This window comes from Streptomyces sp. WMMC500, assembly GCF_027497195.1.
Lineage (GTDB): Bacteria > Actinomycetota > Actinomycetes > Streptomycetales > Streptomycetaceae > Streptomyces.
Map to the genome: position 1 here is coordinate 7,233,878 of NZ_CP114905.1, position 23,879 is coordinate 7,257,756.

Annotated in this window: 18 protein-coding genes; 11 read left to right on the forward strand and 7 right to left on the reverse strand. The window is 73.3% G+C overall.

Annotation, left to right across the window (positions count from 1 at the left end; translation table 11 throughout):
* Positions 1 to 70 precede the first annotated feature (70 nt).
* The 8 genes from lgt to O7599_RS31250 all read left to right on the forward strand — a co-directional run bounded on the left by lgt (position 71) and on the right by O7599_RS31250 (position 13,880).
* Entirely contained in the window at positions 71 to 1,093 is a 1,023-nt protein-coding gene (gene lgt / locus O7599_RS31215) for a prolipoprotein diacylglyceryl transferase (protein WP_281618956.1), read from the forward strand.
* 483 nt (positions 1,094 to 1,576) lie between these two features.
* A complete protein-coding gene (locus tag O7599_RS31220) occupies positions 1,577 to 2,305 on the forward strand; it encodes a VIT1/CCC1 transporter family protein (protein WP_281618957.1) in 729 nt (242 codons plus the stop codon).
* A 322-nt stretch (positions 2,306 to 2,627) separates the two neighbouring features.
* Positions 2,628 to 7,214 carry a glutamate synthase large subunit gene (gltB, locus tag O7599_RS31225; protein ID WP_281618958.1) on the forward strand — a complete coding sequence of 1,529 codons (4,587 nt, stop codon included), beginning with the start codon at positions 2,628 to 2,630 and terminating at the stop codon, positions 7,212 to 7,214.
* Positions 7,207 to 8,667: a glutamate synthase subunit beta gene (locus tag O7599_RS31230; protein ID WP_281618959.1), complete on the forward strand. Its 1,461-nt coding sequence runs from the start codon at positions 7,207 to 7,209 to the stop codon at positions 8,665 to 8,667. The genes gltB and O7599_RS31230 overlap by 8 nt, the downstream gene beginning before the upstream one ends.
* A gap of 259 nt (positions 8,668 to 8,926) precedes the next feature.
* Positions 8,927 to 10,465, forward strand: coding sequence for a PQQ-dependent sugar dehydrogenase (locus tag O7599_RS31235; protein WP_281618960.1), 1,539 nt, complete (start codon positions 8,927 to 8,929; stop codon positions 10,463 to 10,465).
* Between the two features lie 262 nt (positions 10,466 to 10,727).
* Positions 10,728 to 12,029, forward strand: coding sequence for a sugar ABC transporter substrate-binding protein (locus O7599_RS31240; protein WP_281618961.1), 1,302 nt, complete (start codon positions 10,728 to 10,730; stop codon positions 12,027 to 12,029).
* 34 nt (positions 12,030 to 12,063) lie between these two features.
* The gene (locus tag O7599_RS31245; RefSeq protein ID WP_281618962.1) at positions 12,064 to 13,056 is read left to right on the forward strand and encodes a sugar ABC transporter permease; all 993 of its coding nucleotides are present in this window, start codon (positions 12,064 to 12,066) and stop codon (positions 13,054 to 13,056) included.
* Entirely contained in the window at positions 13,053 to 13,880 is an 828-nt protein-coding gene (locus O7599_RS31250) for a carbohydrate ABC transporter permease (protein WP_281618963.1), read from the forward strand. The genes O7599_RS31245 and O7599_RS31250 overlap by 4 nt, the downstream gene beginning before the upstream one ends.
* A gap of 30 nt (positions 13,881 to 13,910) precedes the next feature.
* Here O7599_RS31250 and O7599_RS31255 read toward each other — a convergent pair whose 3' ends face one another.
* Positions 13,911 to 14,828: a hypothetical protein gene (locus O7599_RS31255; RefSeq protein ID WP_281618964.1), complete on the reverse strand. Its 918-nt coding sequence runs from the start codon at positions 14,826 to 14,828 to the stop codon at positions 13,911 to 13,913.
* 80 nt (positions 14,829 to 14,908) lie between these two features.
* Between O7599_RS31255 and O7599_RS31260 the strand changes: the two genes are divergently transcribed.
* Complete coding sequence (locus O7599_RS31260; protein ID WP_281618965.1) at positions 14,909 to 15,379, forward strand: PPOX class F420-dependent oxidoreductase; 471 nt, start codon at positions 14,909 to 14,911, stop codon at positions 15,377 to 15,379.
* Positions 15,380 to 15,441: 62 nt separating this feature from the next.
* Here O7599_RS31260 and O7599_RS31265 read toward each other — a convergent pair whose 3' ends face one another.
* Positions 15,442 to 17,217 carry a beta-galactosidase family protein gene (locus O7599_RS31265; RefSeq protein WP_281618966.1) on the reverse strand — a complete coding sequence of 592 codons (1,776 nt, stop codon included), beginning with the start codon at positions 17,215 to 17,217 and terminating at the stop codon, positions 15,442 to 15,444.
* A gap of 125 nt (positions 17,218 to 17,342) precedes the next feature.
* Between O7599_RS31265 and O7599_RS31270 the strand changes: the two genes are divergently transcribed.
* Positions 17,343 to 18,254 carry an AraC family transcriptional regulator gene (locus tag O7599_RS31270; protein WP_281618967.1) on the forward strand — a complete coding sequence of 304 codons (912 nt, stop codon included), beginning with the start codon at positions 17,343 to 17,345 and terminating at the stop codon, positions 18,252 to 18,254.
* Between the two features lie 21 nt (positions 18,255 to 18,275).
* On the opposite strand, the gene O7599_RS31275 is transcribed toward O7599_RS31270, so the two are convergent.
* The 5 genes from O7599_RS31275 to O7599_RS31295 all read right to left on the reverse strand — a co-directional run bounded on the left by O7599_RS31275 (position 18,276) and on the right by O7599_RS31295 (position 23,426).
* Complete coding sequence (locus O7599_RS31275; protein ID WP_281618968.1) at positions 18,276 to 18,938, reverse strand: response regulator transcription factor; 663 nt, start codon at positions 18,936 to 18,938, stop codon at positions 18,276 to 18,278.
* On the reverse strand, positions 18,935 to 20,374 hold the full coding sequence (locus O7599_RS31280; RefSeq protein WP_281618969.1) for a histidine kinase: 1,440 nt from the start codon (positions 20,372 to 20,374) through the stop codon (positions 18,935 to 18,937). Before O7599_RS31280 ends, O7599_RS31275 begins: the two co-directional genes overlap by 4 nt.
* Positions 20,375 to 20,526: 152 nt before the next feature.
* The gene (locus O7599_RS31285) at positions 20,527 to 21,366 is read right to left on the reverse strand and encodes an ABC transporter permease (RefSeq protein ID WP_281618970.1); all 840 of its coding nucleotides are present in this window, start codon (positions 21,364 to 21,366) and stop codon (positions 20,527 to 20,529) included.
* Positions 21,363 to 22,298 (reverse strand): ATP-binding cassette domain-containing protein, encoded by a 936-nt coding sequence (locus O7599_RS31290; protein WP_281618971.1) that lies wholly within the window; start codon positions 22,296 to 22,298, stop codon positions 21,363 to 21,365. Before O7599_RS31290 ends, O7599_RS31285 begins: the two co-directional genes overlap by 4 nt.
* Positions 22,299 to 22,412: 114 nt before the next feature.
* Positions 22,413 to 23,426: a DMT family transporter gene (locus O7599_RS31295; protein ID WP_281623591.1), complete on the reverse strand. Its 1,014-nt coding sequence runs from the start codon at positions 23,424 to 23,426 to the stop codon at positions 22,413 to 22,415.
* A gap of 93 nt (positions 23,427 to 23,519) precedes the next feature.
* Between O7599_RS31295 and O7599_RS31300 the strand changes: the two genes are divergently transcribed.
* The gene (locus O7599_RS31300) at positions 23,520 to 23,879 is read left to right on the forward strand and encodes a chorismate mutase (protein ID WP_281618972.1); all 360 of its coding nucleotides are present in this window, start codon (positions 23,520 to 23,522) and stop codon (positions 23,877 to 23,879) included.

The window sequence follows — 23,879 nt, forward strand, 5'->3', positions numbered from 1 at the left end:
GAGAGTTACGGAGCCGTTGTGCCCGCGGACTCCCCGCGCCGCGCCGCGGCACGGTACCGTCGGTGCTGCTATGGATCTCGCATACATCCCCAGCCCTTCCGACGGCGTCTGGCACCTCGGACCGCTCCCGCTGCGCGGTTACGCCCTCGCCATCCTGCTCGGCATCTTCGCCGCCATCTGGCTCGGCGGACGCCGCTGGATCGAGCGCGGCGGCCGGCCGGGGACCGTCGCGGACATCGCCATCTGGGCCGTGCCCTTCGGTCTCGTCGGCGGCCGGCTCTACCACGTCGTCACGACCCCGGAGCCGTACTTCGGCGAGGACGGCGACTGGGCGAAGGCCTTCGAGATCTGGGAGGGCGGCCTCGGCATCTGGGGCGCCATCGCGATGGGCGCGCTGGGCGTGTGGATCGGCTGCCGCCGCCGCGGCATCGCGATGCCGCCGTACGCCGACGCGGTCGCGCCCGGCATCGCGCTCGCGCAGGCCCTGGGCCGCTGGGGCAACTGGTTCAACCAGGAGCTGTACGGCAAGCAGAGCGACGCCCCCTGGGCCGTCGAGATCGACGCGGACCACTCCATCACCGGCGCCGCCGAGACCTTCCACCCCACCTTCCTGTACGAGTCGCTGTGGTGCGTGGGCGTCGCGCTGCTGGTGATCTGGGCCGACCGGCGCTTCCGCCTCGGCCACGGCCGGGCCTTCGCGCTCTACGTCGCGGGGTACACGGCGGGCCGCGGCTGGATCGAGTACCTGCGCGTGGACGACGCGCACGAGGTCCTCGGGCTGCGGCTCAACGTCTGGACGTCGATCCTCGTCTTCGCCGCCGCGGTGGCCTACATGGTGGTGTCGGCGAAGAAGCGGCCGGGCCGCGAGGAGGTCGTGGAGCCGGGCGCGGCGGACGGCGGGCCCGCGGACGCCGACGAGGGCGACGAGGGCGACGTCAGCCTGACGAAGGCGGGCAGCGGGGCGGACGGTGCGGACGGGCGGGACGAGCCCGGCGACGCCGCCGGGACCGCCGGGGTACCCGAGCCGGCGTCCGCCGCCGCGGCCGAGGCCACCGGGGACGCCCCCGCGGGGGAGCGCGGCCGGCACACGTAGCCGCCCGGGACACCGGGCCGGTCGGCACGCGCAGCCGCCCGGCACACCGCACGCACGGCAGGGCCGTCACCGCACCCGCGGCGACGGCCCCGCCCGTGTCCGGCCCGGTGTCCCGGCCGGATCGTCCCCCTAGAGTCTGTCCGGCGAGTCCGGCGGCGGAACCCCGGCTTGCGGGCCCCGCGCCCGGCGCGCGGTGGCGACAGTACGCCGCGTGCGCGCCGGCGCCGCCGCCACCGCCCGCCCCGGCCCGCCCCCGCGTGCCGGCCGCGCACCCCCGCACCCCAGCCGCTTCCCCGGCCCGGGCTCCGAACAGCCCCGACCACACCCGGCCGCACACCCCCGCCCCACACCCCCCGGCACCTCCGGAGCGCCCGCGGCCCGCCGGACCGGCACGGCCGCCGGGTGAGTACGGCCTGCCTTGCTGGCGGGGGTCCGGGGCCCCGCGTATCGTCGAACTGAAGATCGACGAGGGGAGCGCGATCCATGTCCGCGGGGTTGCAGGCGGGCCGGCCGGCCGAGCGGCACGGCCACACCCACCGCGACGTCACCGGCGGCTGGCTGCGGCCCGCCGTCTTCGGCGCGATGGACGGCCTGGTGTCGAACCTCGCGCTGATCACCGGCGTGGCCGGCGGCTCCGTCTCGTCCTCGACCGTTGTCCTGACCGGCCTCGCGGGGCTGGCGGCAGGTGCGTTCTCGATGGCCGCGGGGGAGTACACCTCGGTCGCCTCCCAGCGCGAGCTGGTCCTCGCCGAGCTGGACGTGGAACGGCGCGAGCTGCGCCGGCACCCCGAGGACGAGCTGCGCGAGCTGAGCGACCTGTACGTGTCCCGCGGGGTGGACCCGGAGCTGGCGGCCGAGGTGTCGAAGCAGCTCATGCGCGACCCCGACCAGGCGCTGGAGATCCACGCCCGCGAGGAGCTGGGCGTCGACCCGGGCGACCTGCCGTCGCCCACGGTGGCGGCGCTGTCGTCGTTCGGCTCGTTCGCCGTCGGCGCCATGCTGCCGGTGCTGCCGTATCTGCTGGGCGCCACGACGCTGTGGCCCGCGGTGCTGCTCGCCCTGGCCGGGCTCTTCGCCTGCGGCGCGACCGTGGCCCGCATCACGGCCCGGAGCTGGTGGTACAGCGGCCTGCGGCAACTGCTGCTCGGCGGCGCCGCGGCGGCGGTCACGTACGGCCTGGGCGCGCTCTTCGGGGCCGCCGTCGGGGGCTGACCGCCGCGCCGCGCACGCGGCCGAATCCCGTATGCTCGGAAGCGGCCTGCCCCGCACTCATGATCTATTTCGGTGGCGTTTCGACCCCGACCCGCGTGGGCATGTGAGGAGAACCGCGGGCAGTGCCGCCCGCGTTCTGCTGCACGAACCGTGCAGATCCCCCGCGCGGCGGGGCGCGCTCCCCGACCGGGGGTGTCCGGATGCTGATACGCAGTATCCGCTTCCTGAGCTGCAGGTCATCATGTAACCTGCACGAAATTTCGGCCAGGGCCAGCGTCGTCCCTCGGCACGCATCACTGCCACGACGACGACGGGAGAGCCGATGCGGCACGCATCCCAGGCGGCCCGCCCTGCAGCGCAGGGGCTGTACGACCCCCGGTACGAGCACGACGCCTGCGGGGTCGGCTTCGTCGCCACGCTGAGCGGTCAGGCCAGCCACGCACTCGTCCAGCAGGCGCTGACGGTGCTGCGCAACCTGGAGCACCGCGGTGCCACCGGCTCCGACCCGGACACCGGCGACGGCGCCGGCATCCTGCTGCAGGTCCCCGACGCCTTCCTGCGTGCCGCGGTGAGCTTCCCGCTGCCGGCCGCCGGTTCGTACGCCGTCGGCATGGCCTTCCTGCCGGTGGCCGAGGACGAGGCCGCCGCCGCCCGCGAGCGCGTCGAGGCCATCGCCGCCGAGGAGGGCCTCGCCGTACTCGGCTGGCGCGAGGTGCCCGTGGCGCCCGAGCTGCTCGGCGCCGGGGCCCGCGCGACGATGCCGTCGTTCGCCCAGCTCTTCGTCGAGAGCGCCGACCCGGCGGCCCGCAAGAGCGGCATCGAGCTGGACCGGTCCGCGTTCGTGCTGCGCAAGCGCGCCGAGCGCGAGACCGACGTGTACTTCCCGTCGCTGTCCTCGCGCACCCTCGTCTACAAGGGCATGCTGACCACCGGGCAGCTCGAACCGTTCTTCCCCGACCTGTCCGACCGCCGGCTGGCCACCGCCATCGGCGTCGTGCACTCCCGGTTCTCCACCAACACCTTCCCGAGCTGGCCGCTGGCCCACCCGTACCGCTACATCGCGCACAACGGCGAGATCAACACGGTCATGGGCAACCGCAACTGGATGCGGGCGCGCGAGTCCCAGCTCTACTCGGAGCTGTTCGGCGAGCACGACCTGGAGCGGGTCTTCCCCGTCTGCACCCCCGGCGCCTCCGACACCGCGTCCTTCGACGAGGTGCTGGAGCTGCTGCACCTGGGCGGCCGGTCGCTGCCGCACGCGATGCTGATGATGATCCCGGAGGCGTGGGAGAACCACGAGTCCATGGACCCGGCCCGGCGCGCGTTCTACCAGTACCACTCCACCGTGATGGAGCCCTGGGACGGCCCGGCCGGCGTCAGCTTCACCGACGGCACCCTCGTCGGCGCCGTCCTGGACCGCAACGGCCTGCGCCCCGGCCGCTACTGGGTCACCGACGACGGCCTGGTCGTGCTGGCCTCCGAGGTCGGCGTGCTCGACTTCGACCCGGACCGCGTCGTGCGCAAGGGCCGGCTCCAGCCCGGCCGGATGTTCCTGGTCGACACCGCGCAGCACCGCATCGTCGAGGACGACGAGATCAAGGCGGAGCTGGCCGCGGAGCACCCGTACGCGGAGTGGCTGGACGCCGGCATCGTCGCGCTGCCGGAGCTGCCCGAGCGCGAGCACATCGTGCACACCCACGCCTCGGTCACCCGCCGCCAGCAGACCTTCGGCTACACCGAGGAGGAACTGCGCGTCCTGCTCACGCCCATGGCGCGCACCGGCGCGGAGCCGATCGGCTCCATGGGCTCCGACACCCCGCTCGCCGGGCTCTCGGATCGCCCGCGGCTGATCTTCGACTACTTCACGCAGCTCTTCGCGCAGGTCACCAACCCGCCGCTGGACGCGATCCGCGAGGAGCTGGTCACCTCGCTGCACTCCGCGCTCGGCCCGCAGGCCAACCTGCTGGAGCCCACGCCCGCGTCCTGCCGCACGGTCACGCTGCCCTTCCCCGTCCTGGACAACGACGAGCTGGCCAAGCTCATCCACGTCAACGCCGACGGCGACATGCCGGGCTTCAAGTCCGTGACGCTCTCGGGCCTGTACCGCGTGCACGGCGGCGGCCCGGCGCTCGCCGAGCGGCTCGCGGAGGTCTGCGCGGAGGTCGACGCCGCGATCGACTCCGGCGCCCGGCTGCTGGTCCTCTCCGACCGGCACTCCGACGCCGAGCACGCCCCGATCCCGTCGCTGCTGCTCACCTCCGCCGTCCACCACCACCTGATCCGCACCAAGCAGCGCACCGAGGTCGGCCTGCTGGTCGAGGCGGGCGACGTGCGCGAGGTGCACCACGTCGCGCTGCTCATCGGCTACGGGGCCGCCGCGGTCAACCCGTACCTGGCGATGGAGTCCGTCGAGGACCTGGTCCGCGCCGGCACATACCTCGAAGCCGGCCCGGACGGCGACTCGCAGGCCGCCATCCGCAACCTGATCAAGGCGCTGGGCAAGGGCGTGCTGAAGGTGATGTCCAAGATGGGCATCTCCACCGTCGCCTCGTACCGGGGCGCGCAGGTCTTCGAGGCCATCGGCCTGGACCAGGAGTTCGTGGACACGTACTTCCACGGCACCACCTCGAAGATCGGCGGCGCAGGACTCGACGTCATCGCGCGGGAGGTCGCCGCCCGGCACGCCAAGGCGTACCCCGCCTCCGGCATCGCCCCGGCGCACCGCAACCTGGAGATCGGCGGCGAGTACCAGTGGCGCCGCGAGGGCGAGCCGCACCTGTTCGACCCGGACACGGTCTTCCGGCTGCAGCACTCGACCCGCACCCGCCGCTACGACATCTTCAAGCAGTACACGCAGCGCGTGGACGAGCAGTCCGAGCGGCTGATGACGCTGCGCGGCCTGTTCCGGCTGGCCTCCGACCGCCCGGCGGTGCCGCTGGACGAGGTCGAGCCCGTCTCGGCGATCGTCAAGCGGTTCTCCACCGGCGCCATGTCGTACGGTTCCATCTCGCGCGAGGCGCACGAGACGCTGGCCATCGCGATGAACCAGCTCGGCGGGAAGTCCAACACCGGCGAGGGCGGCGAGGACGCCGACCGTCTCTACGACCCGCGGCGGCGCTCGGCGATCAAGCAGGTCGCCTCCGGCCGCTTCGGCGTCACCAGCGAGTACCTGGTCAACGCCGACGACATCCAGATCAAGATGGCGCAGGGCGCCAAGCCCGGCGAGGGCGGGCAGTTGCCCGGCCACAAGGTGTACCCGTGGGTGGCCAGGACCCGGCACTCCACGCCCGGCGTCGGCCTCATCTCGCCGCCGCCGCACCACGACATCTACTCCATCGAGGACCTGGCGCAGCTCATCCACGACCTGAAGAACGCCAACCCGCAGGCCCGCATCCACGTGAAGCTGGTCAGCGAGGTCGGCGTCGGCACGGTCGCGGCCGGGGTGTCCAAGGCGCACGCCGACGTGGTGCTGATCTCCGGCCACGACGGCGGCACCGGCGCCTCCCCGCTGACGTCGCTCAAGCACGCCGGCGGCCCCTGGGAGCTGGGGCTGGCCGAGACGCAGCAGACGCTGCTGCTCAACGGGCTGCGCGACCGGATCGTCGTGCAGACCGACGGCCAGCTCAAGACCGGCCGCGACGTCATCGTCGCCGCGCTGCTCGGCGCCGAGGAGTTCGGCTTCGCGACCGCGCCGCTGGTGGTCTCCGGCTGCGTGATGATGCGCGTGTGCCACCTGGACACCTGCCCGGTCGGCATCGCCACCCAGAACCCGGTGCTGCGCGAGCGCTACACCGGCCAGGCCGAGTTCGTCGTCAACTTCTTCGAGTTCATCGCCGAGGAGGTCCGCGAGCTGCTGGCCGAGCTGGGCTTCCGCAGCCTGGACGAGGCCGTCGGCCACGCCGAGATGCTGGACGTCAGCCGCGCCGTCGACCACTGGAAGGCCCAAGGCCTGGACCTCGCGCCGCTGCTGTACGTCCCGGAGCTGCCGGACGGCGCCGCGCGCTACCAGGTCACGGGCCAGGACCACGGCCTGGAGAAGGCGCTCGACAACGAGCTGATCAAGCTCGCCGCCGACGCGCTGGCCGCGCCGTCCGCCGCCGAGGCCCATCCCGTACGGGCCCGGGTGGCGATCCGCAACATCAACCGCACGGTCGGCACCATGCTCGGCCACGAGGTGACGAAGAAGTTCGGCGGCGACGGCCTGCCGGACGACGCGATCGACATCACGTTCACCGGCTCCGCCGGCCAGTCGTTCGGCGCCTTCGTGCCGCGCGGCGTGACGCTGCGGCTGGAGGGCGACGCCAACGACTACGTCGGCAAGGGCCTGTCCGGCGGCCGGCTCGTGGTCCGGCCGGACCGCGGCGCGGACCACCTCGCCGAGTACAGCGTCATCGCGGGCAACACCCTCGCGTACGGCGCCACCGGCGGCGAGATCTTCCTGCGCGGCAAGGTCGGCGAGCGGTTCTGCGTACGCAACTCCGGCGCGCTCGTCGTCGCCGAGGGCGTCGGGGACCACGGCTGCGAGTACATGACCGGCGGCCACGCCGTCGTGCTGGGCGAGACCGGGCGCAACTTCGCGGCCGGCATGTCCGGCGGCGTCGCGTACGTCGTCGACCTCGACCCCGACAACGTCAACGAGGGCAATCTCGCCGCCGTCGAGAAGCTCGACGACGACGACAAGCAGTGGCTGCACGACGTGGTGCGCCGCCACCACGAGGAGACCGGCTCGACGGTCGCCGGGAAGCTGCTCGCCGAGTGGGACGCCCCCGACGCCGGCGTCGCCCGGTTCAGCAAGGTCTACCCGTCCACGTACAAGGCAGTGCTCACCGCCAAGGACGCCGCTGAGCGGGCCGGCCTCACCGAGGCCCAGACGCACGAGAAGATGATGGAGGCTGCGCTCCATGGCTGACCCCAAGGGCTTCCTGACCACCGGCCGCGAGATCGCCGAGACCCGGCCCGTCGACGAGCGGGTCAGGGACTGGAACGAGGTCTACGTCCCGGGCTCGCTGCTGCCCGTCATCAGCAAGCAGGCCGGCCGCTGCATGGACTGCGGCATCCCCTTCTGCCACAGCGGCTGCCCGCTGGGCAACCTCATCCCCGAGTGGAACGACTACGCCTACCGCGGGGACTGGACCGCCGCCAGCGAGCGGCTGCACGCGACCAACAACTTCCCGGAGTTCACCGGGCGGCTGTGCCCGGCCCCGTGCGAGACGGCCTGCGTGCTGGGCATCAACCAGCCGGCCGTGACCATCAAGAACGTCGAGGTCACCATCATCGACAAGGCGTGGGAGGCCGGCGCCGTCACGCCGCAGCCGCCGGAGCGTCTTTCGGGCAAGACGGTCGCCGTCATCGGCTCGGGACCGGCCGGGCTGGCCGCCGCGCAGCAGTTGACCCGGGCCGGGCACACGGTCGCCGTCTACGAGCGGGCCGACCGGATCGGCGGGCTGCTGCGCTACGGCATCCCCGAGTTCAAGATGGAGAAGCGGCACATCAACCGGCGCGTCGAGCAGATGCGCGCGGAGGGCACCAAGTTCCGTACGGGCGTGGAGATCGGCCGCGACATCGACGCCGCCAAGCTGCGCAAGCGCTACGACGCCGTGGTCATCGCGGCCGGCGCCACCACCGCCCGCGACCTGCAGGTGCCGGGCCGTGAACTCAACGGCGTCCACCAGGCGATGGAGTACCTGCCGCTGGCCAACAAGGTCCAGGAGGGCGACTACGTCGCCCCGCCGATCTCCGCCGAGGGCAAGCACGTCGTGGTGATCGGCGGCGGCGACACCGGCGCCGACTGCGTCGGCACCGCGCACCGGCAGGGCGCGGCGTCCGTGACCCAACTGGAGATCATGCCGCGGCCGTCGGACGAGCGCCCCGAGGGCCAGCCGTGGCCGACGTACCCGCTGACGTACAAGGTCACCTCCGCCCACGAGGAGGGCGGCGAGCGCGTCTACTCGGTCTCCACCACCCACTTCGAGGGGGACGAGGACGGCAACGTGGCCTTCCTGCACCTGATCGAGGTGCGGTTCGAGGACGGCGGGTTCAAGCCCGTGCCGGGCACCGAGAAGAAGATCCCGGCTGAGCTGGTCACGCTCGCGATGGGCTTCACCGGCGTGGATCGCGAGAACGGGCTGGTCGAGCAGTTGGGCCTGGAGCTGGACGCGCGCGGCAACGTCGCCCGCGACGCCGACTACGCCACCAGCGTCCCCGGCGTCTTCGTCGCCGGCGACGCCGGCCGCGGCCAGTCGCTGATCGTCTGGGCGATCGCCGAGGGCCGTTCCGCGGCGCGCGGCGTGGACCGTATGCTGACGGGCGCCAGCGACCTGCCGGCGCCGATCCGGCCGACGGACCGGGCGCTGGCGGTCTGACGCCCGGCTCCACCGCACGCTGATTCTTCTCGGGGTCCCCGGGATGTCCGTACAACGAGGTACGGAACAGCAAGACCCGTGGCGCCTGCCTCTCCCCGACCGTTGAGGCGGGCGCTTCGGCGTGTCCGGCGGGGCGCGGCGGGGGTGCGGGACGGGCGGGGCGGGCGGGGGTGATGCGGTCTGGTGCGGCCGGGGCCGAGCGGATACCTTCCGGGAAGGTGCGCCGTCATGCAACTCCCGTTGGATCCCAGGAGTCCACATGCTCAGACGTCGCTCGACGGCACCGCTGTTCCTCGCACTGGTTCTCGCCCTGTTCGCCCCGCTCACGGCCGCGGCCGCCCCAGAACCGACCGTCACCGGTTCGGGTCCGGCCGCCGACGTCCCGCTGGAGGAGCTGGCCGTGACCACCACCCAGGTGGCCTCCGGACTGCGCCGTCCCATCGACATCGCCGCGCCCGACGACGGCAGCGGCCGGCTGTTCATCGCCGAGAAGCGCGGCACCGTCCGCGCGTACCACCCCGACACCGGTCTCGCCCCGGAGCCGGTCGCCGACCTGACCGACGTCGTCGACGAGTCCGGCAACGAGCGCGGGCTGCTCGCCGTCGTCCCCGACCCCGCCTTCCCCGAGGTGCAGGACCTGTACGTGGTCTACAGCGCGCTGCCCGACGGGGCGATCACCCTCGCCCGCTACGGGCTCGACGACGGCGGTCTTGAGGTGCTGCTCGCCCAGGAGCACGCCGAGTACAGCAACCACAACGGCGGCACGATCGCCTTCGGCCCCGACGGCTACCTGTACTGGACCATCGGCGACGGCGGCGGCGCCGGCGACCCGTTCGACAGCGGCCAGCGCCTCGACACCCTGCTCGGCAAGCTGCTGCGCATCGACGTGAGCCGGACCTGCGGCGACCTTCCGTACTGCGTGCCCGAGGACAACCCGTTCGTGGGCACTGCGGGCGCCCGCCCGGAGATCTGGGCGTACGGGCTGCGCAACCCCTGGCGGTTCTCCTTCGACTCCGCGGACGGCTCGCTGTGGCTCGGCGACGTCGGCCAGGGCCGCTGGGAGGAGATCGACCACGTCGCCCGGACGGAGCAGGCCGGCGCGAACTTCGGCTGGTCCTGCCGCGAGGGCTTCGAGGTCTTCGACGAGGTCCAGTGCGCCGGGGGCGCCGACTACACCGATCCCGTCTTCACCTACTCCCCGCAGACCGGCGGCTGCGCCGTCGTCGGCGGACGCGTCTACCGCGGTGAGCGCTACGCCGACCTGCTGGGCGGCACGTACATCGGCACCGACTACTGCTCCTCGGCCGTCTGGGCGCTCCGCGAGGACGGCGAGGGCGGCTACCGGCAGGCGGAGATCGGGCAGTTCCCCACCCAGATCACCGACGTCGGCGAGACGGTCGACGGCGAGTTCTACGTCGTCAACGACCTGCCGGGCGGGCTGCACAAGGTCGCCTTCGAGCGGCAGCAGCCGACCTGCCGGCTCGACGTCGCGTCGACGACCTGGGGCGGCGGCCTGACCGCGGACCTGACGGTCACCAACACCGGCGGCACGCCGATCGACGGCTGGACGCTGAAGTTCCCGCTCGCCGTGGGCCAGACCGTGATCTCGGACTGGGACACCGACCTCTTCCAGGGCGGTGACATGATCACGGCGACGAACGCCGCGCACAACGCGGTGATCGAGCCCGGGGAGAGCGTCTCGCTGGGCTATCTGGCGAGCCACACGGGTGACATTTCGCCGCCGAAGCGCGCCGTGCTCAACGGCGACGCCTGCACCCTGACCGCCTCCGGCGGCTGACGGTGCGCAGGTAGCAAGCGCTTCCACACCCGCCCCCGGGCGCGCGCCGGGGGCGGGCGGGAAGAAAAAGGCGATGATAGTTTCGGATGCACAGCGCGCAACGTCAGAGGTCGGACAATTGTCGGACGGACGCTTCGGCGACAGCCCAGACAACGGTTCGGCATCACCTCGAAACCACCCTTGACCCTGGTTAAACCACTCCATACCGTCCTGCTGGTCTAGACAAGTTCAGGTTCGGCTCACTGAGGAGCGGGAGCGGTTCATGCGGAAGTTCGTCATCGGCGCAGTGAGCGCCGCAATGGTGCTGGGGCTCGCCGCTTGTGGCAGCGACTCCGATGATGAAGGCGGCGGCGGCGACGCGCTGGACGGCAAGGGCAAGACCCTGGACGTCTGGATCATGAAGGGGACCAACCCCGATGCCGAGCCGTTCTTCGACAAGCTGAACAAAGAGTTCGAGAAGAAGACCGGCGCCAAGGTCAACGTCGAGTACCAGCAGTGGGAGAGCGCACAGCGCAAGTTCACCACTGCGATCGAGGGCGGCCCGGACCAGGTGCCGGACGTGGCCGAGGTCGGCACCACCTGGGTACCGCAGTTCGCCGAGACCGGCGGCCTGGTGGACGTCACCGACCAGGTGAAGGAGGCCGGGCTCGACCAGGACCTGGTCGAGGGCCTGAAGGACGCGGGCACGCTGGAGGGCAAGCAGTACGGCATGCCCTGGTACGCGGGCGTCCGCGGCCTCGTCTACCGCAAGGACGTCTTCGACAAGCACGGCCTGAAGCCCCCGACGACCTGGGAAGAGCTTCGCGACGTCGCGCTCACGCTGAAGAAGGAGGAGCCGGACATGATCTCGTTCCCCGTCGCCGGCGGGGCCGAGATGTTCGCGATGCCCTTCGTCTGGGGCGCGGGCGGCGAGCCGGCCGTGCAGGACGGCGACACCTGGAAGTCCGCCATCAACTCGCCGGAGTCCGTCGAGGGCCTGCAGTTCTACACCGACCTGGCGACGAAGGACGGCCTGTCCCCGGCGAAGGTCACCACCTGGCGCGAGGACGAGGTGGCGCAGGAGTTCACCAAGGGGAACGTCGCCATGACGATCTCCGGGAACTGGACCCCCAAGACCTTCCTGGACGAGGCCCCCGAGCTGGAGGGCAAGATCGCCGCCGCGCCGATCCCCGGCAAGGACGGCGGCATGAGCCCGTCGTTCCTCGGCGGCTCCTACCTGTCGACGTTCAACAGCGACAACAAGGAACTGGCCTGGGAGTACGTCAAGATGGCCACCACCGGCAAGTACGCCGCCGAGTGGGCCAAGCAGACCAACTACTTCCCCGGCACCAACACCGAGCTGCAGAAGATCGCCGACCAGGGCGACCCGCTCGTCGAGCCGTTCGCCAAGCAGATGATGGAGGCCGGCGCGACCGTCCCGAAGACCACCGCCTACGGCGAGATCCAGGCCAGCCAGGTGGTGCTGAAGTTGGTGCAGTCCGTGCTCAAGGGCGACCAGAGCGTCCAGGAGGCCGCGGACAAGGCCGCGGGCGAGATGGACGACATCTTCGCCAAGTCCGAGTAGACCCGGGTTTCGGACAAGGACACGGAAAGACACAGTGAAGGATTCGCTCGCCGCCGAGGCCGCGCTGGTTCCCCCCAAGGAGCCCTCGCGGCCCGGCCGCGCCTCCGCTGACGCCGCCCGCCGCCGCAAGCGGCTGGTGACGGGGACCCGGCCGTGGCTGCTGCTGGCACCCGCCCTCGTGGTGCTCGGCGGGCTGCTGCTGTGGCCGCTGGTCGAGGTCGGCAAGCTGTCGCTGCAGGACTACGAGGTCAAGTTCGGCGGCGGCGTCGGCACCTGGACCGGCTTCGACAACTACTCCGCCCTGCTCTCGAACGACCTGCTGTGGCGCACGGTGCTGCCGAACACGGCGTTCTTCGCGTTCGCCTGTGTGATCCTCACCGTGGGGTTCGGCACCCTCGTCGCGCTGCTGCTGAACCGGCTGGGCACCGCGTGGCGGGTGATCTGCTCCACCGCGATCATGGCCGCGTGGGCGATGCCCGCGGTCACCGGCACGTACGTCTGGGTGTGGCTCTTCGCGCCGGAGGACGGACTGATGAGCCGGGTCGCCGGCGGCCTCGGGCTGATCGACCCGGAGACCACCAACTGGTTCACCGAACGGCTCGGCTTCTACGCCATCGCCACCCTGAACGTCATCCACCACGGCTTCCCCTTCGTCGCCATCACCGTGCTCGCGGGCCTGATGACCGTGCCGAAGGAGCTGTACGAGGCCGGAATGATCGACGGCGCGAACGCCTGGCAGCGGTTCTGGCGCATCACCGTGCCGGCGCTGCGGCCGATCTTCCTGGTCGTGACCATCCTCTCGACCATCTGGGACTTCAAGGTCTTCACCCAGATCTTCCTCATGCCCGGCGGCAGCGGAAGCAACGAGGAGGTCATGAACCTCGGCGTGTACTCGTACATCGAGGCCTTCGCCAAGAACGACTACGGGGCCGGCGCCGCCGCGGCCGTGATGCTCACGCTGCTGCTCATCGCCATCACCCTCGTCTACATCCGCACGCTCTTCCGGCAGGGGGAGGAGGACCTGTGAAGCGCACCTCGATCGCCTCGCGCGTCGGCCTGCCGGCCGCCGTCGCGGGACTGCTGATCTTCACCCTCTTCCCCGTCTACTGGATGATGAGCACCGCGCTCGACCCGCGCGCCACCTCCCGGGGTTCGGACATCCTGCCGAGCGGGATCTCGTTCGAGCACTTCAGCCGGGTGTGGAACGAGGGCGACTTCGACCGCTACCTGCTCAACTCGGCGATCGTCGGCCTCGGCACCATCCTGGCCGCCGCCGCGCTGTCGCTCTTCGCGGCCGTGGCCGTGGCGCGCTTCCGGTTCAAGTTCCGCACCTCCGTGCTGATCATGATCCTGATCGTGCAGATGGTGCCGCTGGAGGCCCTGGTCATCCCGCTCTTCCTGCAGATGCGCGACTACGAGATGCTCAACAGCCTGCTCGGGCTGACGATCGTCTATATCGCGCTGTCCCTGCCGTTCGCCATCTGGACGCTGCGCGGGTTCGTCGCCACCGTGCCGAAGGAGGTCGAGGAGGCGGCGTACATCGACGGCTGTACCTGGCCGCGGATGTTCTGGTCGGTGCTGCTGCCGCTGGTGGCGCCCGGCCTCGTGGCCACCAGCGTGTTCGCCTTCATCACCGCCTGGAACGAGTTCGTCTTCGCGTACACGTTCATGAAGGACAGCGACAAGTACACGGCGGCCGTCGGGATCTACCAGTTCTTCGGCGAGAACGACACCGCGTGGGGGCCGGTGATGGCCAGCTCCACGCTGATCACGCTGCCGGTGCTGATCTTCTTCGTGATCGTGCAGCGGCGGCTGGCCTCCGGGCTGGCGGCCGGGGCGATCAAGGGCTGAGGGCGCGGCACGTACCGACGTCCGCGCCGGTCACGTGTCGCACTCCAGCACCGCCTTGCACAGCCCGCAGCGCGCCCGTACGTGTCCGCGCACCGGCACCCGGATGCGCTGGTGGCAGACGGGGCACGGGAACGACACCCGCAGCGGGGAGCCGTCCTCGAAGGCGTAGCCGTCGTCGGGGGCGGCCGTCGTCGTCAGCCCGCCGCCGCCCGCCCGCGCGAACAGCTCCTGCGCCCGCCTGCGGTCCCGGGTGTACCGGTGCCGCCCCAGGCGTCCGCTCGCCGTCAGCGGCGGGCGCCGGGCGTCGCGGCGGGCCATGTCCATGCCGGCGGTGTACGCCTCGTACGCCTGCGGGCTGGTGAACCAGACCTCCGGGTTCTCGCCGAACGCGAGGGCGCGCTTGGCGACGACGTAGCCGAACTCCTCCGGCGTCAGGTAACCGAACCGCTGCGAGGCGCCGCCGCCCTCCCGGAAGGCGTCCAGGAGCAGCCAGCCGGCGCCGAGGTAGGCGGTCGCGGTGTCGGTGAGGATCTCGTTGTCCGCGGTGCCGGGGAAGGACAGGCCGAGGCGGTCCAGGCAGACGTGCATCACCTCGTGCGCGAGCGCTCCGCCGATGTCCCGGCGGTACTCGCGGAAGCGCGGGTTCAGCTCGACGAAGTACTCCGGGCCCGCGGCCAGCTCCACCACCGCGGCCTCCGGCATCTCCCGGAACCCGACGATCACGCGCGCGTCCGGCAGCCGCAGGTGCTGCACCAGGGCGTGCGCCACGCGCTGGACGCCGAGGTGCAGGTCCTCGTCCGCGGCCAGCGCCACGTCCGCGGCGGGGACGCTGAGGGCGAAGTCGGCGTGCAGGACGTCCGCGGTGATCCGCCGGTAGAGCGCGGTCAGGGCCGACCGCACGGTCCGCAGATGCGGAAAGCCGTGCACGACCTCGCTCGCGCTGTCCACCGGCGACCCCCAGGGTGTCCGACTCCAGCCCACTGTACGGGCCGCGCGCCGCCGGCCCCGGCCGACGTATCGTGGCGCGCATGAGTCCGAACATCGCCACCAACACCCGGGTCGACCTCGCCGCCCTGCTGGATTTCGTACGGCCCAGGCACCGGGCCCTGCTGCTCACCCGGCGGGCCGACGGCTCGCCGCAGGCGTCGCCGCTGACCTGCGGGGTGGACGACGCGGGGCGGATCGTGGTGTCCACCTACCCGGAGCGGGCCAAGACGCGCAACGCGCGGCGGGACCCGCGGGTCGGGATCGTCGTGCTCTCCGAGGAGTGGAACGGGCCGTGGGTGCAGGTCGACGGCGCGGCGGAGGTGATCGACGCGACGCAGGACGTGGAGCCGTTCGTGGAGTACTTCCGGAACATCTCGGGGGAGCACCCGGACTGGGACGAGTACCGCGAGGCCATGGTGCGGCAGGGGAAGTCGCTGATCCGGATCACGCCGGAGCGGTGGGGTCCGGTGGCCACCGGGGGCTTTCCGGCGCGGCTGGCGGAGGGGGCGTAGCGGCGGTCCGCGGCAGGGACGGCGGTCACACGGCCCGTCGGCACGGCCGGCCGGCACCGCGGTCACGGAGGCGGCGGGCGGAGCAGCGGGTCCCCGCCCGCCTCGACCAGCTCCAGCAGCAGCACCTCGTTGGCGCCCGTGCGCAGCACGGGCCCCGGGACGTACAGCGACTCCTGCGGGCCCGCCGCCCAGTAGCGGCCCAGGCAGAAGCCGTTCACCCACGTCCAGCCCCGCCCCCACCCCGGCAGTGCGAGCGCCGCGTCCCCGGGCTTCGCGACCTCGGCCGACGCCCGGTACAGCCCCGCGGCGCCCGCGTCCGGCGGGCCGTACGGGAGCGCCGCGACCGCCTCGGTGTCGTCGAAGGCGTCGAGGCGCAGCCCGCGGGCCCGTACGCCGTGCACGTACTGGCGCTCGTGCAGCAGGCCGCCGGTGATCCCCTTCGGCTCGCCGAGCCGCGGGCCGTAGTTGACCCGGCCCAGGGACTCCACCCACACCTCGACCTCGGCCGGCCCCGCCACGTCCCCGAGCGGCGCCTCCTCGCCGGCGAGCGCGATCCGCCGCTCGCCGGCCGCGTCCCGCACGTACGCCACGGCCACGTCCCTCAGCCCGGTGACCAGCAGCGGGTACGGCCGGCGGGGGCCGGGGACGCGGAAGAGGTAGCGGACCAGCCCGCGGTCGACGTCCAGCTCCTCGAACGTCGGCGGCACCCCGTACTCCGGCTCCGCGTCCGCCGGGCCCGGCCCGCCCAGCGCGGCCAGCACCCGCGCCGCCGGGACGTGCCCGTCGACCGGCGCCGGCACCGGCGCGTCCAGGGCCCGTGGCGGGGGCGGCGGCTCGGGGAGCGGGCCGCCCGCGTACCGGGCGAGCACCTCGCGGAACGCCGCGAACGTCGCCGTGGGCCGCCCGTACTCGTCGACCGGCGCGCCGTAGTCGTACGACGTGACGTCCGGCTGGAGCGCGCCGCGGTGCAGGTCGCCCGCGCGGTTGGCGCCCGCCCAGCCGCCGAAGCTCGTCCCACCGTGGGCCATGTAGAAGTTCACCGACGCGCCGCAGCCGAGGATCTCCGCCAGCGTTGCGACCGCGTCGGCCGGCTCCCGCACGACGTGCTCCTCACCCCAGTGGTCGAACCAGCCGCACCAGAACTCCGCGCACATCAGCGGCCCGTCCGGCCGGTGCCCGCGCAGTGTCGCGAACGCCTCCCGGGCGCCGGAGCCGAACGTCAGCGCCGCGGTGACGCCGGGCAGGGTGCCGGCGGTGAGCATGTGGTCCTCGGGGCCGTCCGCCGTGAACAGCGGTACGGTCACGCCGCGGGCCCGCAGGCCGTCGGCGAGGTGGCGCAGGTAGGCGCGGTCGCTGCCGTACGAGCCGTACTCGTTCTCCACCTGCACCAGCAGCACGGGGCCGCCCCGCGTCACCTGCCGGGCGACGACCTGCGGCAGCGCGGCGTCGAACCACTCGTCCACGGCGGCCAGGAACTCCGGGTCGCGGGTGCGCACCCGCGCGCCCAGGGGGCCCGTCAGCCAGTGCGGCAGCCCGCCGTTCTCCCACTCGGCGCAGATGTACGGGCCGGGGCGGACGATCACCCAGAGCCCCGCGGCCTGCGCGGCGTCGATGAAGCGGCCAGCCGCCGCCACGTCCTCGTAGCGGCCGGGGCGCGGCTCGTGCAGGTTCCACGGGAGGTACGCCTCCACGCAGTTCAGGCCCATCGCGCGCAGCATGGCCAGGCGGTGGCCCCAGTACGCCTCGTGCACCCGGAAGTAGTGCATGGCCCCGGACAGCAGCCGCACCGGCCGTCCGTCCAGCGCGAAGCCGTCGCCGTCCACCGTGAACTCAGGCACCCGATTCCCGCCGTTCGTCGCCGATTGCCGGGCAAATACTCTCGCCCCCTGGCCACCCGCCCGTCCATGGACAAAGATCGACGGTGCTTGGACTCGGCGCGTGGAGTCGCAAGGAGGGGCGGGCGATGAGCCACCACACGTGGATGCGCTACTTCACTCCCGGCCCGGTGCACCGCAGGCTCGGCCTGGTCTGTCTGGGCGTGGGCCTGCAGTACGGCGACCTGCCGGTGGTCGGGCCGCGCACGCTCGACCACCACGTCGCCGTCGTCATCAGCAGCGGGCGCGGCTGGTTCCGGGGCGGCGACGGGCCGGTGCTGGACGTCGCGGCGCCCGCGCTGCTGTGGCTCACGCCGGGCGCCGTCCACCACTACGGGCCCGACCCCGCGACGGGCTGGGACGAGGCGTTCGTCGACTTCACCGGGTCCGCCGTCGCCGCGTACACCGAGCTGGGCTACGTCCAGCCGGAGCGGCCCGTGGTGCCGCTCAGCGACGCCGTCGGCCCGCGCACCGTCGTCACGCGCATCGCGCGCGCCGCCCGCCGCGGCAACCCGATGCTGGAGGTCGAGACGTCCGCCGCCGTGCACGACCTGCTCGTGGCGCTGCGCCGGTCGCGCGCGGACATGGCCCCGGACGGCGACCCCGTGCTGCCGGCGCTGGCCCGCGACGCCTTCCTGCCGCTGTCCGTCGCCGAGCACGCGGCGCGGCACGGGATGACGACGGCGGAGCTGCGCTCGGCGGTGCGGCGGGCCGCGGGGTGCAGTCCGAAGGACTACCTGCTGGGGATACGGCTCGGGCGGGCGAAGGAACTGCTGGCCGCCACCGAGCTGCCGATCGCGGCGGTCGCCCGGCGGGTCGGGTACGACGACCCGGCGTACTTCTCGCGGCTGTTCACCCGCCGGGTCGGGGTGGCGCCGGTGCGCTTCCGTGACCAGCAGGGGCGTACGGTGCCGGGCGGCTGGAGCGACCGGATCCCGGAGCCCGGGGACCCGCCGGTGGCGGAGGGGGCGCCGCGGGGCACGGGCGGAGGACCGGCGTAGGCGGCCCTCTCGCGGGACGGGTCAACCGGGGCGTACCAGGCGGGTGTCGTACGCGAAGATCACCGCCTGCACCCGGTCGCGGGCCCCGGTCTTGCCGAGGATCCGGCCGATGTGCGTCTTGACGGTCGACTCGGCGAGGTGCATCCGCTCGGCGATCTCGCCGTTCGTCCACCCCAGCGCGACGGCACGCAGCACCTCGCGCTCCCGGTCGGTGAGCACGTCGAGCCGCGGATCCGGGCCCGCGGGCTCGGCGCCGGCGGGCAGGAGGTGCGCGTAGCGCTCGATGAGCCGGCGGGTCAGCGCCGGGGCGACCACGGCCTCGCCGGAGGCCACCGCGCGGATCCCGGCGAGCAGTTCGTCCGGCAGCGCGTCCTTGACGAGGAACCCGCTGGCGCCGGCGCGCAGCCCGGCGAAGGCGTACTCGTCGAGGTCGAACGTCGTCAGGATCAGCACCCGGGTACGGCCGCCGGAGGCGGCGATGCGGCGGGTGGCCTCGATGCCGTCGAGGCCGGGCATGCGGACGTCCATGAGGACGACGTCGGGCCGCAGTTCGGCGACCAGCCGCACCGCCTCCGCGCCACCGCCGGCCTCGCCGGCGACGGCCATGTCGCCCTGGCTCTCCAGCAGCATCCGGAACCCGAGCCGCTGCAGGGCGTGATCGTCGGCGATGAGCACGCTGGTCACGGAGCCGCCTCCGGCGAGGAGCAGGGCCCGGGCGGCAGCGTGGCGTACACGCGCCAGCCGCCGCCGGGGGCGGGGCCCACGTCGAGGACGCCGCCGTAGACCGCGGCGCGCTCGCGCATGCCCGCGACGCCCCGGCCGGGGTCCCCGCCGCCGTCCCGCCCGGAGGGCGTCCCCGTGTCGGTCACCTCGATCTCCACTCCGCCCGCCGCGCAGTCGAGCCGTACCGCCGCCGTCGCGCCCCCGCCCCCGTGCTTCAGCGTGTTCGTGAGCGCCTCCTGCACGATCCGGTAGACCGTCAACTGCCGCCCCTCCGACAGCGTTCCCGCGTCTCCGCGCACCGTACAGCGCACCGGCAGCCCCGCCTCCCGTACCCGCTCCAGCAGCGGCTCCAGTTCGGCCAGACCCGGCTGCGGCGCGAGGTGCGCGGGGTCCGGGCCGTGCGCGTGCAGGACGCCCAGCAGCCGGCGCAGCTCGCCCAGCGCCTCCCGGCCGGTGGCGGAGATCGCCTCCAGCGCCTGCGCCGGCCGCTCCGCGGACCGGTCGGCGGACCCGTCGGCGGACCGATCGGTGGCGGGCGCGTCACCGGTCCCGGCCGCCGCGGGGCGCCCGCCGCCGCGGGCCGCGTACGCGCCGCCGTCCGCGAGGCCGACGATCACCGACAGGTTGTGGGCCACGATGTCGTGCATCTCGCGTGCGATCCGGGCGCGTTCGGCCGCGGCGGCGAGCCGGGCCCGCTGGTCGCGCTCGACCTCCAGCCGGTCCGCCCGGTCGAGCAGCGAGGCGATGTAGTCGCGCCTGGTGCGCACGGTGATGCCGCTCATCACGATCGCCGCGACGAGGGCGACGACCGGCAGGTAATCGCGGACGAAGTCCTCCGGCGGCTCGCGCAGCGCCTCCGCGCCGATGTTCACCGCCAGGATCCCGGCGACCCACAGCAGCCTCGACAACGGCAGCCGCAGCGCGACGTTGTACAGGGCGATGCCGATGGCGAGCACGGAGACGAGCACCAGATCGTACGCGTCATGGACGAAGGTCAGCGCGGCGACGCCGGAGAACACCGCGAACGGATACCGCCGGCGCCACGGCATCGCCAGCACCATCCCCGCCCAGAGCAGCCACGGCACGGCGGTCGGCACCGACGACAGATCGGCGGGGTCGCCGGGCTGGTCCCGGGAGTCGCGCCAGTCGCTGACGCTGAGCTGCACGAGGCCGGGGAGGGCGACGAGGGCGGCCAGCACCGCGTCCCACACGGACGGGTGACGGGCGTCGAAGGCCCGAACGTGCTGCGCGGCGGCGTGGATCCGGTGCGTGGGCGGGGGCGCGGGCGGCGCTTCCGTGTCGCCGTCCCTGCCTGCCGGCGTCCCGCCGCCCGCGGCCGTCGTCTCCGTATCCTGCGCCATCGCTTCCCGCGCCGTTCCTGCCGTGTCTGTCGTCATGGCCATCCCCGCCGCCCCCGGTGCCCGCCGTCCCGTCATCCCCGCCGCCTCGCGATCCCGGACGGGGCAGTCCGCCGCGTGGCGCCCGCCGAGCCGCCGGTCACAGATCTGCGCCTCCCGCGGTACCCGGCCCATCGTCCCCCGGCGGGCGCTCAGACGTCATTACGCCGCAGCCGCACTGCCGCCGCGGCCAGCCCGGCCGCCGCCCACACGGCCATGCTGACCAGCGCGCCGCCCACCGGCGGCGTGTCCGGCTCCACGGCCGCGGCCATCAGCGGCTCCATGGCGGCCAGCGGGGTGTAAGCCACCGCGTCCTCGACCCACTCGTACGGCAGCAGCGGCGCCACGTTCGGTACGACCATCAGCACCGCCACGAACGCCCCGATGGACGCCGGGACGCTGCGCAGCAGCGCACCGACGGCCACCCCGAGCACGCCGATCAGCGCCGCCCCCGCGGCCGTGGTGACCAGCGCCCGCCCCACTCCGGGGTCGCCGAAGCCGGCGGCGAGGGAGGTGCCGCCGAGGAACGCCTGCGCCAGCGGGAAGGTCGCCAGCGCCGTCGCCAGCGTCAGGACGAAGCACACGGCGCCGAACACGGCGGCCTTGGCGCCCAGCACCGGCAGCCGGCGCGGCACCGCCGTCATGGTGGCCCGCACCATCCCCGTCGACCACTCGCCCGCGGAGGTGAGGATGCCCAGCACCGGCAGGATCAGCAGGCCGAAGTTCAGGCCGAGCAGGGACATCTCGACGGGGTCACCGGAGTCGTCGCCGCTGTCGGTGTACGTGGCGCCGACGGCGAGACCGATGCCGAGCGCCAGCACGACGACGGCCGCCAGTGCGTACCAGGTCGAGCGGAGCGACCACAGCTTCGACCACTCCGAGCGCAGTACGCGCGGGTACGTCACGCGGTAGCCGGCACGGCCGCCGGCACCGGTGCTCGCGGCGCCCGGGCCGGGCGGGGTCGGGGGTGCGGTCAGGGGCGGGGTGCTCATGCGGCGATCTCCTCCTGCCGCCCCGCGGCGGGGGCGTGGTACTCGACGGCGTCCCGGGTCAGCTCCATGAACGCCTCCTCCAGCGACACCCGGTGCGGCGTCAGCTCGAACAGCGGCACGCCGTGTGCGGCGGCCGTCAGGCCGATGTCCTCGGCGCCGACGCCGCGGACCCGCAGTTCGCCCGGCGCGTCCGAGGTGACCTCGACTCCGGGGCCGGCCAGCAGCTCCCGCAACCGGCCCGCCTGCGGTGACTTCAGCGACACCTCGTCGCGCCCGGCGGACCGCACGAACTCCGCCACCGTCGTGTCCGCGAGCAGCCGCCCGCGGCCGACGACGACCAGGTGCTCGGCGGTCAGCGCCATCTCGCTCATCAGGTGGGACGAGACGAACACCGTGCGGCCCTCCGCCGCCAGCGCCTTGAGCAGGTTGCGTATCCACAGGACGCCCTCGGGGTCCAGGCCGTTGACCGGTTCGTCGAGCACGACGGCCGCCGGGTCGGCCAGCAGCGCGGCGGCGATGCCGAGCCGCTGCCCCATGCCCAGCGAGAACCCGCCGGCGCGCTTGCGCGCCGCACCGGCCAGCCCCACCGCCTCGATCACCTCCTCCACCCGGCCGCGCGGGATGCCGTGGGTCAGGGCGAGCGCGAGCAGGTGCTTGTACGCACTGCGCCCGGTGTGCACCGACCGGGTCTCCAGCAGCGCGCCGAGCTCCGTGAGCGGCGCCGGGTGCCGCGCGTACGGGCGCCCGCCCACGGTGACGGAGCCGCGGGTCGGTGCGTCCAGGCCCACGATGAGGCGCATCGTGGTGGACTTGCCGGCGCCGTTGGGCCCGAGGAAGCCGGTCACCGTGCCCGGGCGCACGGTGAAGGTCAGGTCGTCGACGGCGGTCTTCTCGCCGTACCGCTTGGTGAGTCCGCGTACTTCGATCGTCATACCGGCGACGCTAGGCCGCGCGACCGCGCCGTTCGTCCGACCACGGCCCGTATCCGCGCGACGCCGTAGTACCGCGGGAGGACCCGCGCTACGACCCGGGCACACCCCCGCCGCTCAGCAGGGCTTCTCCTCCCGCGCCGGCTGCCCGGCCGCAGACTCCCCGGGCCGGGGTTCCCGTGTCTGCGGCACCGCACCGGCCGCCGGCACCCCGTCCGCCGCCGCGCCTCCCGCCGCGCCGGAACCCGCCGCCGTACCGCCCCCGGCGACGACGCGCGCTCCCGGGCGTATGCCCCGCCGTCGCGACACGGCCACGCCCGCCAGGCACAGCGCGCCGCCCAGCAGCGTCGGCACCTCCGGCACCTCGCCCAGCGCCGCCCAGGACATCAGCACCACCAGCGCCGGCACCGCGTACGTCGTGGCGCCCATCTTCCCCGCCGTGGTGCGCGCCAGCGCGTACGCCCACGTCGTGAACGCCAGCGCCGTCGGGAAGATGCCGAGATACACCATGTTCGCCGTTGCCGACAGCGGCGCGTCGCCCACCTGCCCCGCCAACTGCCAGGTGAACGGCAGGCACAGCACCGCGCCCGTCATGCAGCCGAAGGCGGTGGCCTGCAGTGGCGAGGCGTGCGCCAGGGCCGGCTTCTGGCTGACGACCCCGCTTGCGTACGTCGCCGCGGCCAGCAGGCACAGCAGCACCCCGCCGAGCGACGAGCTGCCCCCGTCGGACATCGATATCCCGACCACCACGGCGCCCGCGAAGGACACGGCCAGACCCGCCAGCAGCATCGGCGGGAAGCCCTCCTTCAGCAGCCAGCCGCTGAGCAGCGCTATGAGCATCGGCCCGACGTTCACGACCATGGCGGCCGTGCCCGCGTCGACCAACTGCTCACCCCAGTTGAGCGCCACCATGTACACCCCGAACCAGAGCGCGCCGGACACGGCGATGCCCGGCCACGCCGCCCGCGGCGGCAGCCCCTCCCGGCGCACGACGAGGAGCAGCGCCAGCGCAACGGAGCCCGCCAGAAGCCGGCCGAGCGCCAGTGCGCCGGGGCTGAAGTGCTCGCCCGCGTCCCGGATCGAGACGAACGCCGACGCCCACAGCACCACCGTCACCGCCGCCGCGGCCATCGCCCGCCGATCCGCCCCCGCCTGCACGTTTCCCATGCCCAGGAACGTAACAGCCGGCACTGACAACGGGCCCGCCCCTGTTACGGTGGCCCGATGACCGACCACCCCTCGTCTCCGTCGGCCATGGACGGCCTCACCGACTCCGCGGTACGAGCCGAGCTCGACCGGCTCCGCGACAGCATCGACAACATCGACGCGGCCGTCGTGCACATGCTCGCCGAACGCTTCAAATGCACCCAGCAGGTCGGCCGCCTCAAGGCCGCCCACCACCTGCCCCCCGCCGACCCCGCCCGCGAGGCCCGCCAGATCACCCGCCTCCGCGAGCTGGCGGAGAACGCCAAGCTGGACCCGGCATTCGCGGAGAAACTTCTCAACTTCATCATCGCCGAGGTCATCCGCCACCACGAGACCATCGCCAACTCCGCCGCCCCGGAGCCGCCCGCGCGCGGCTGA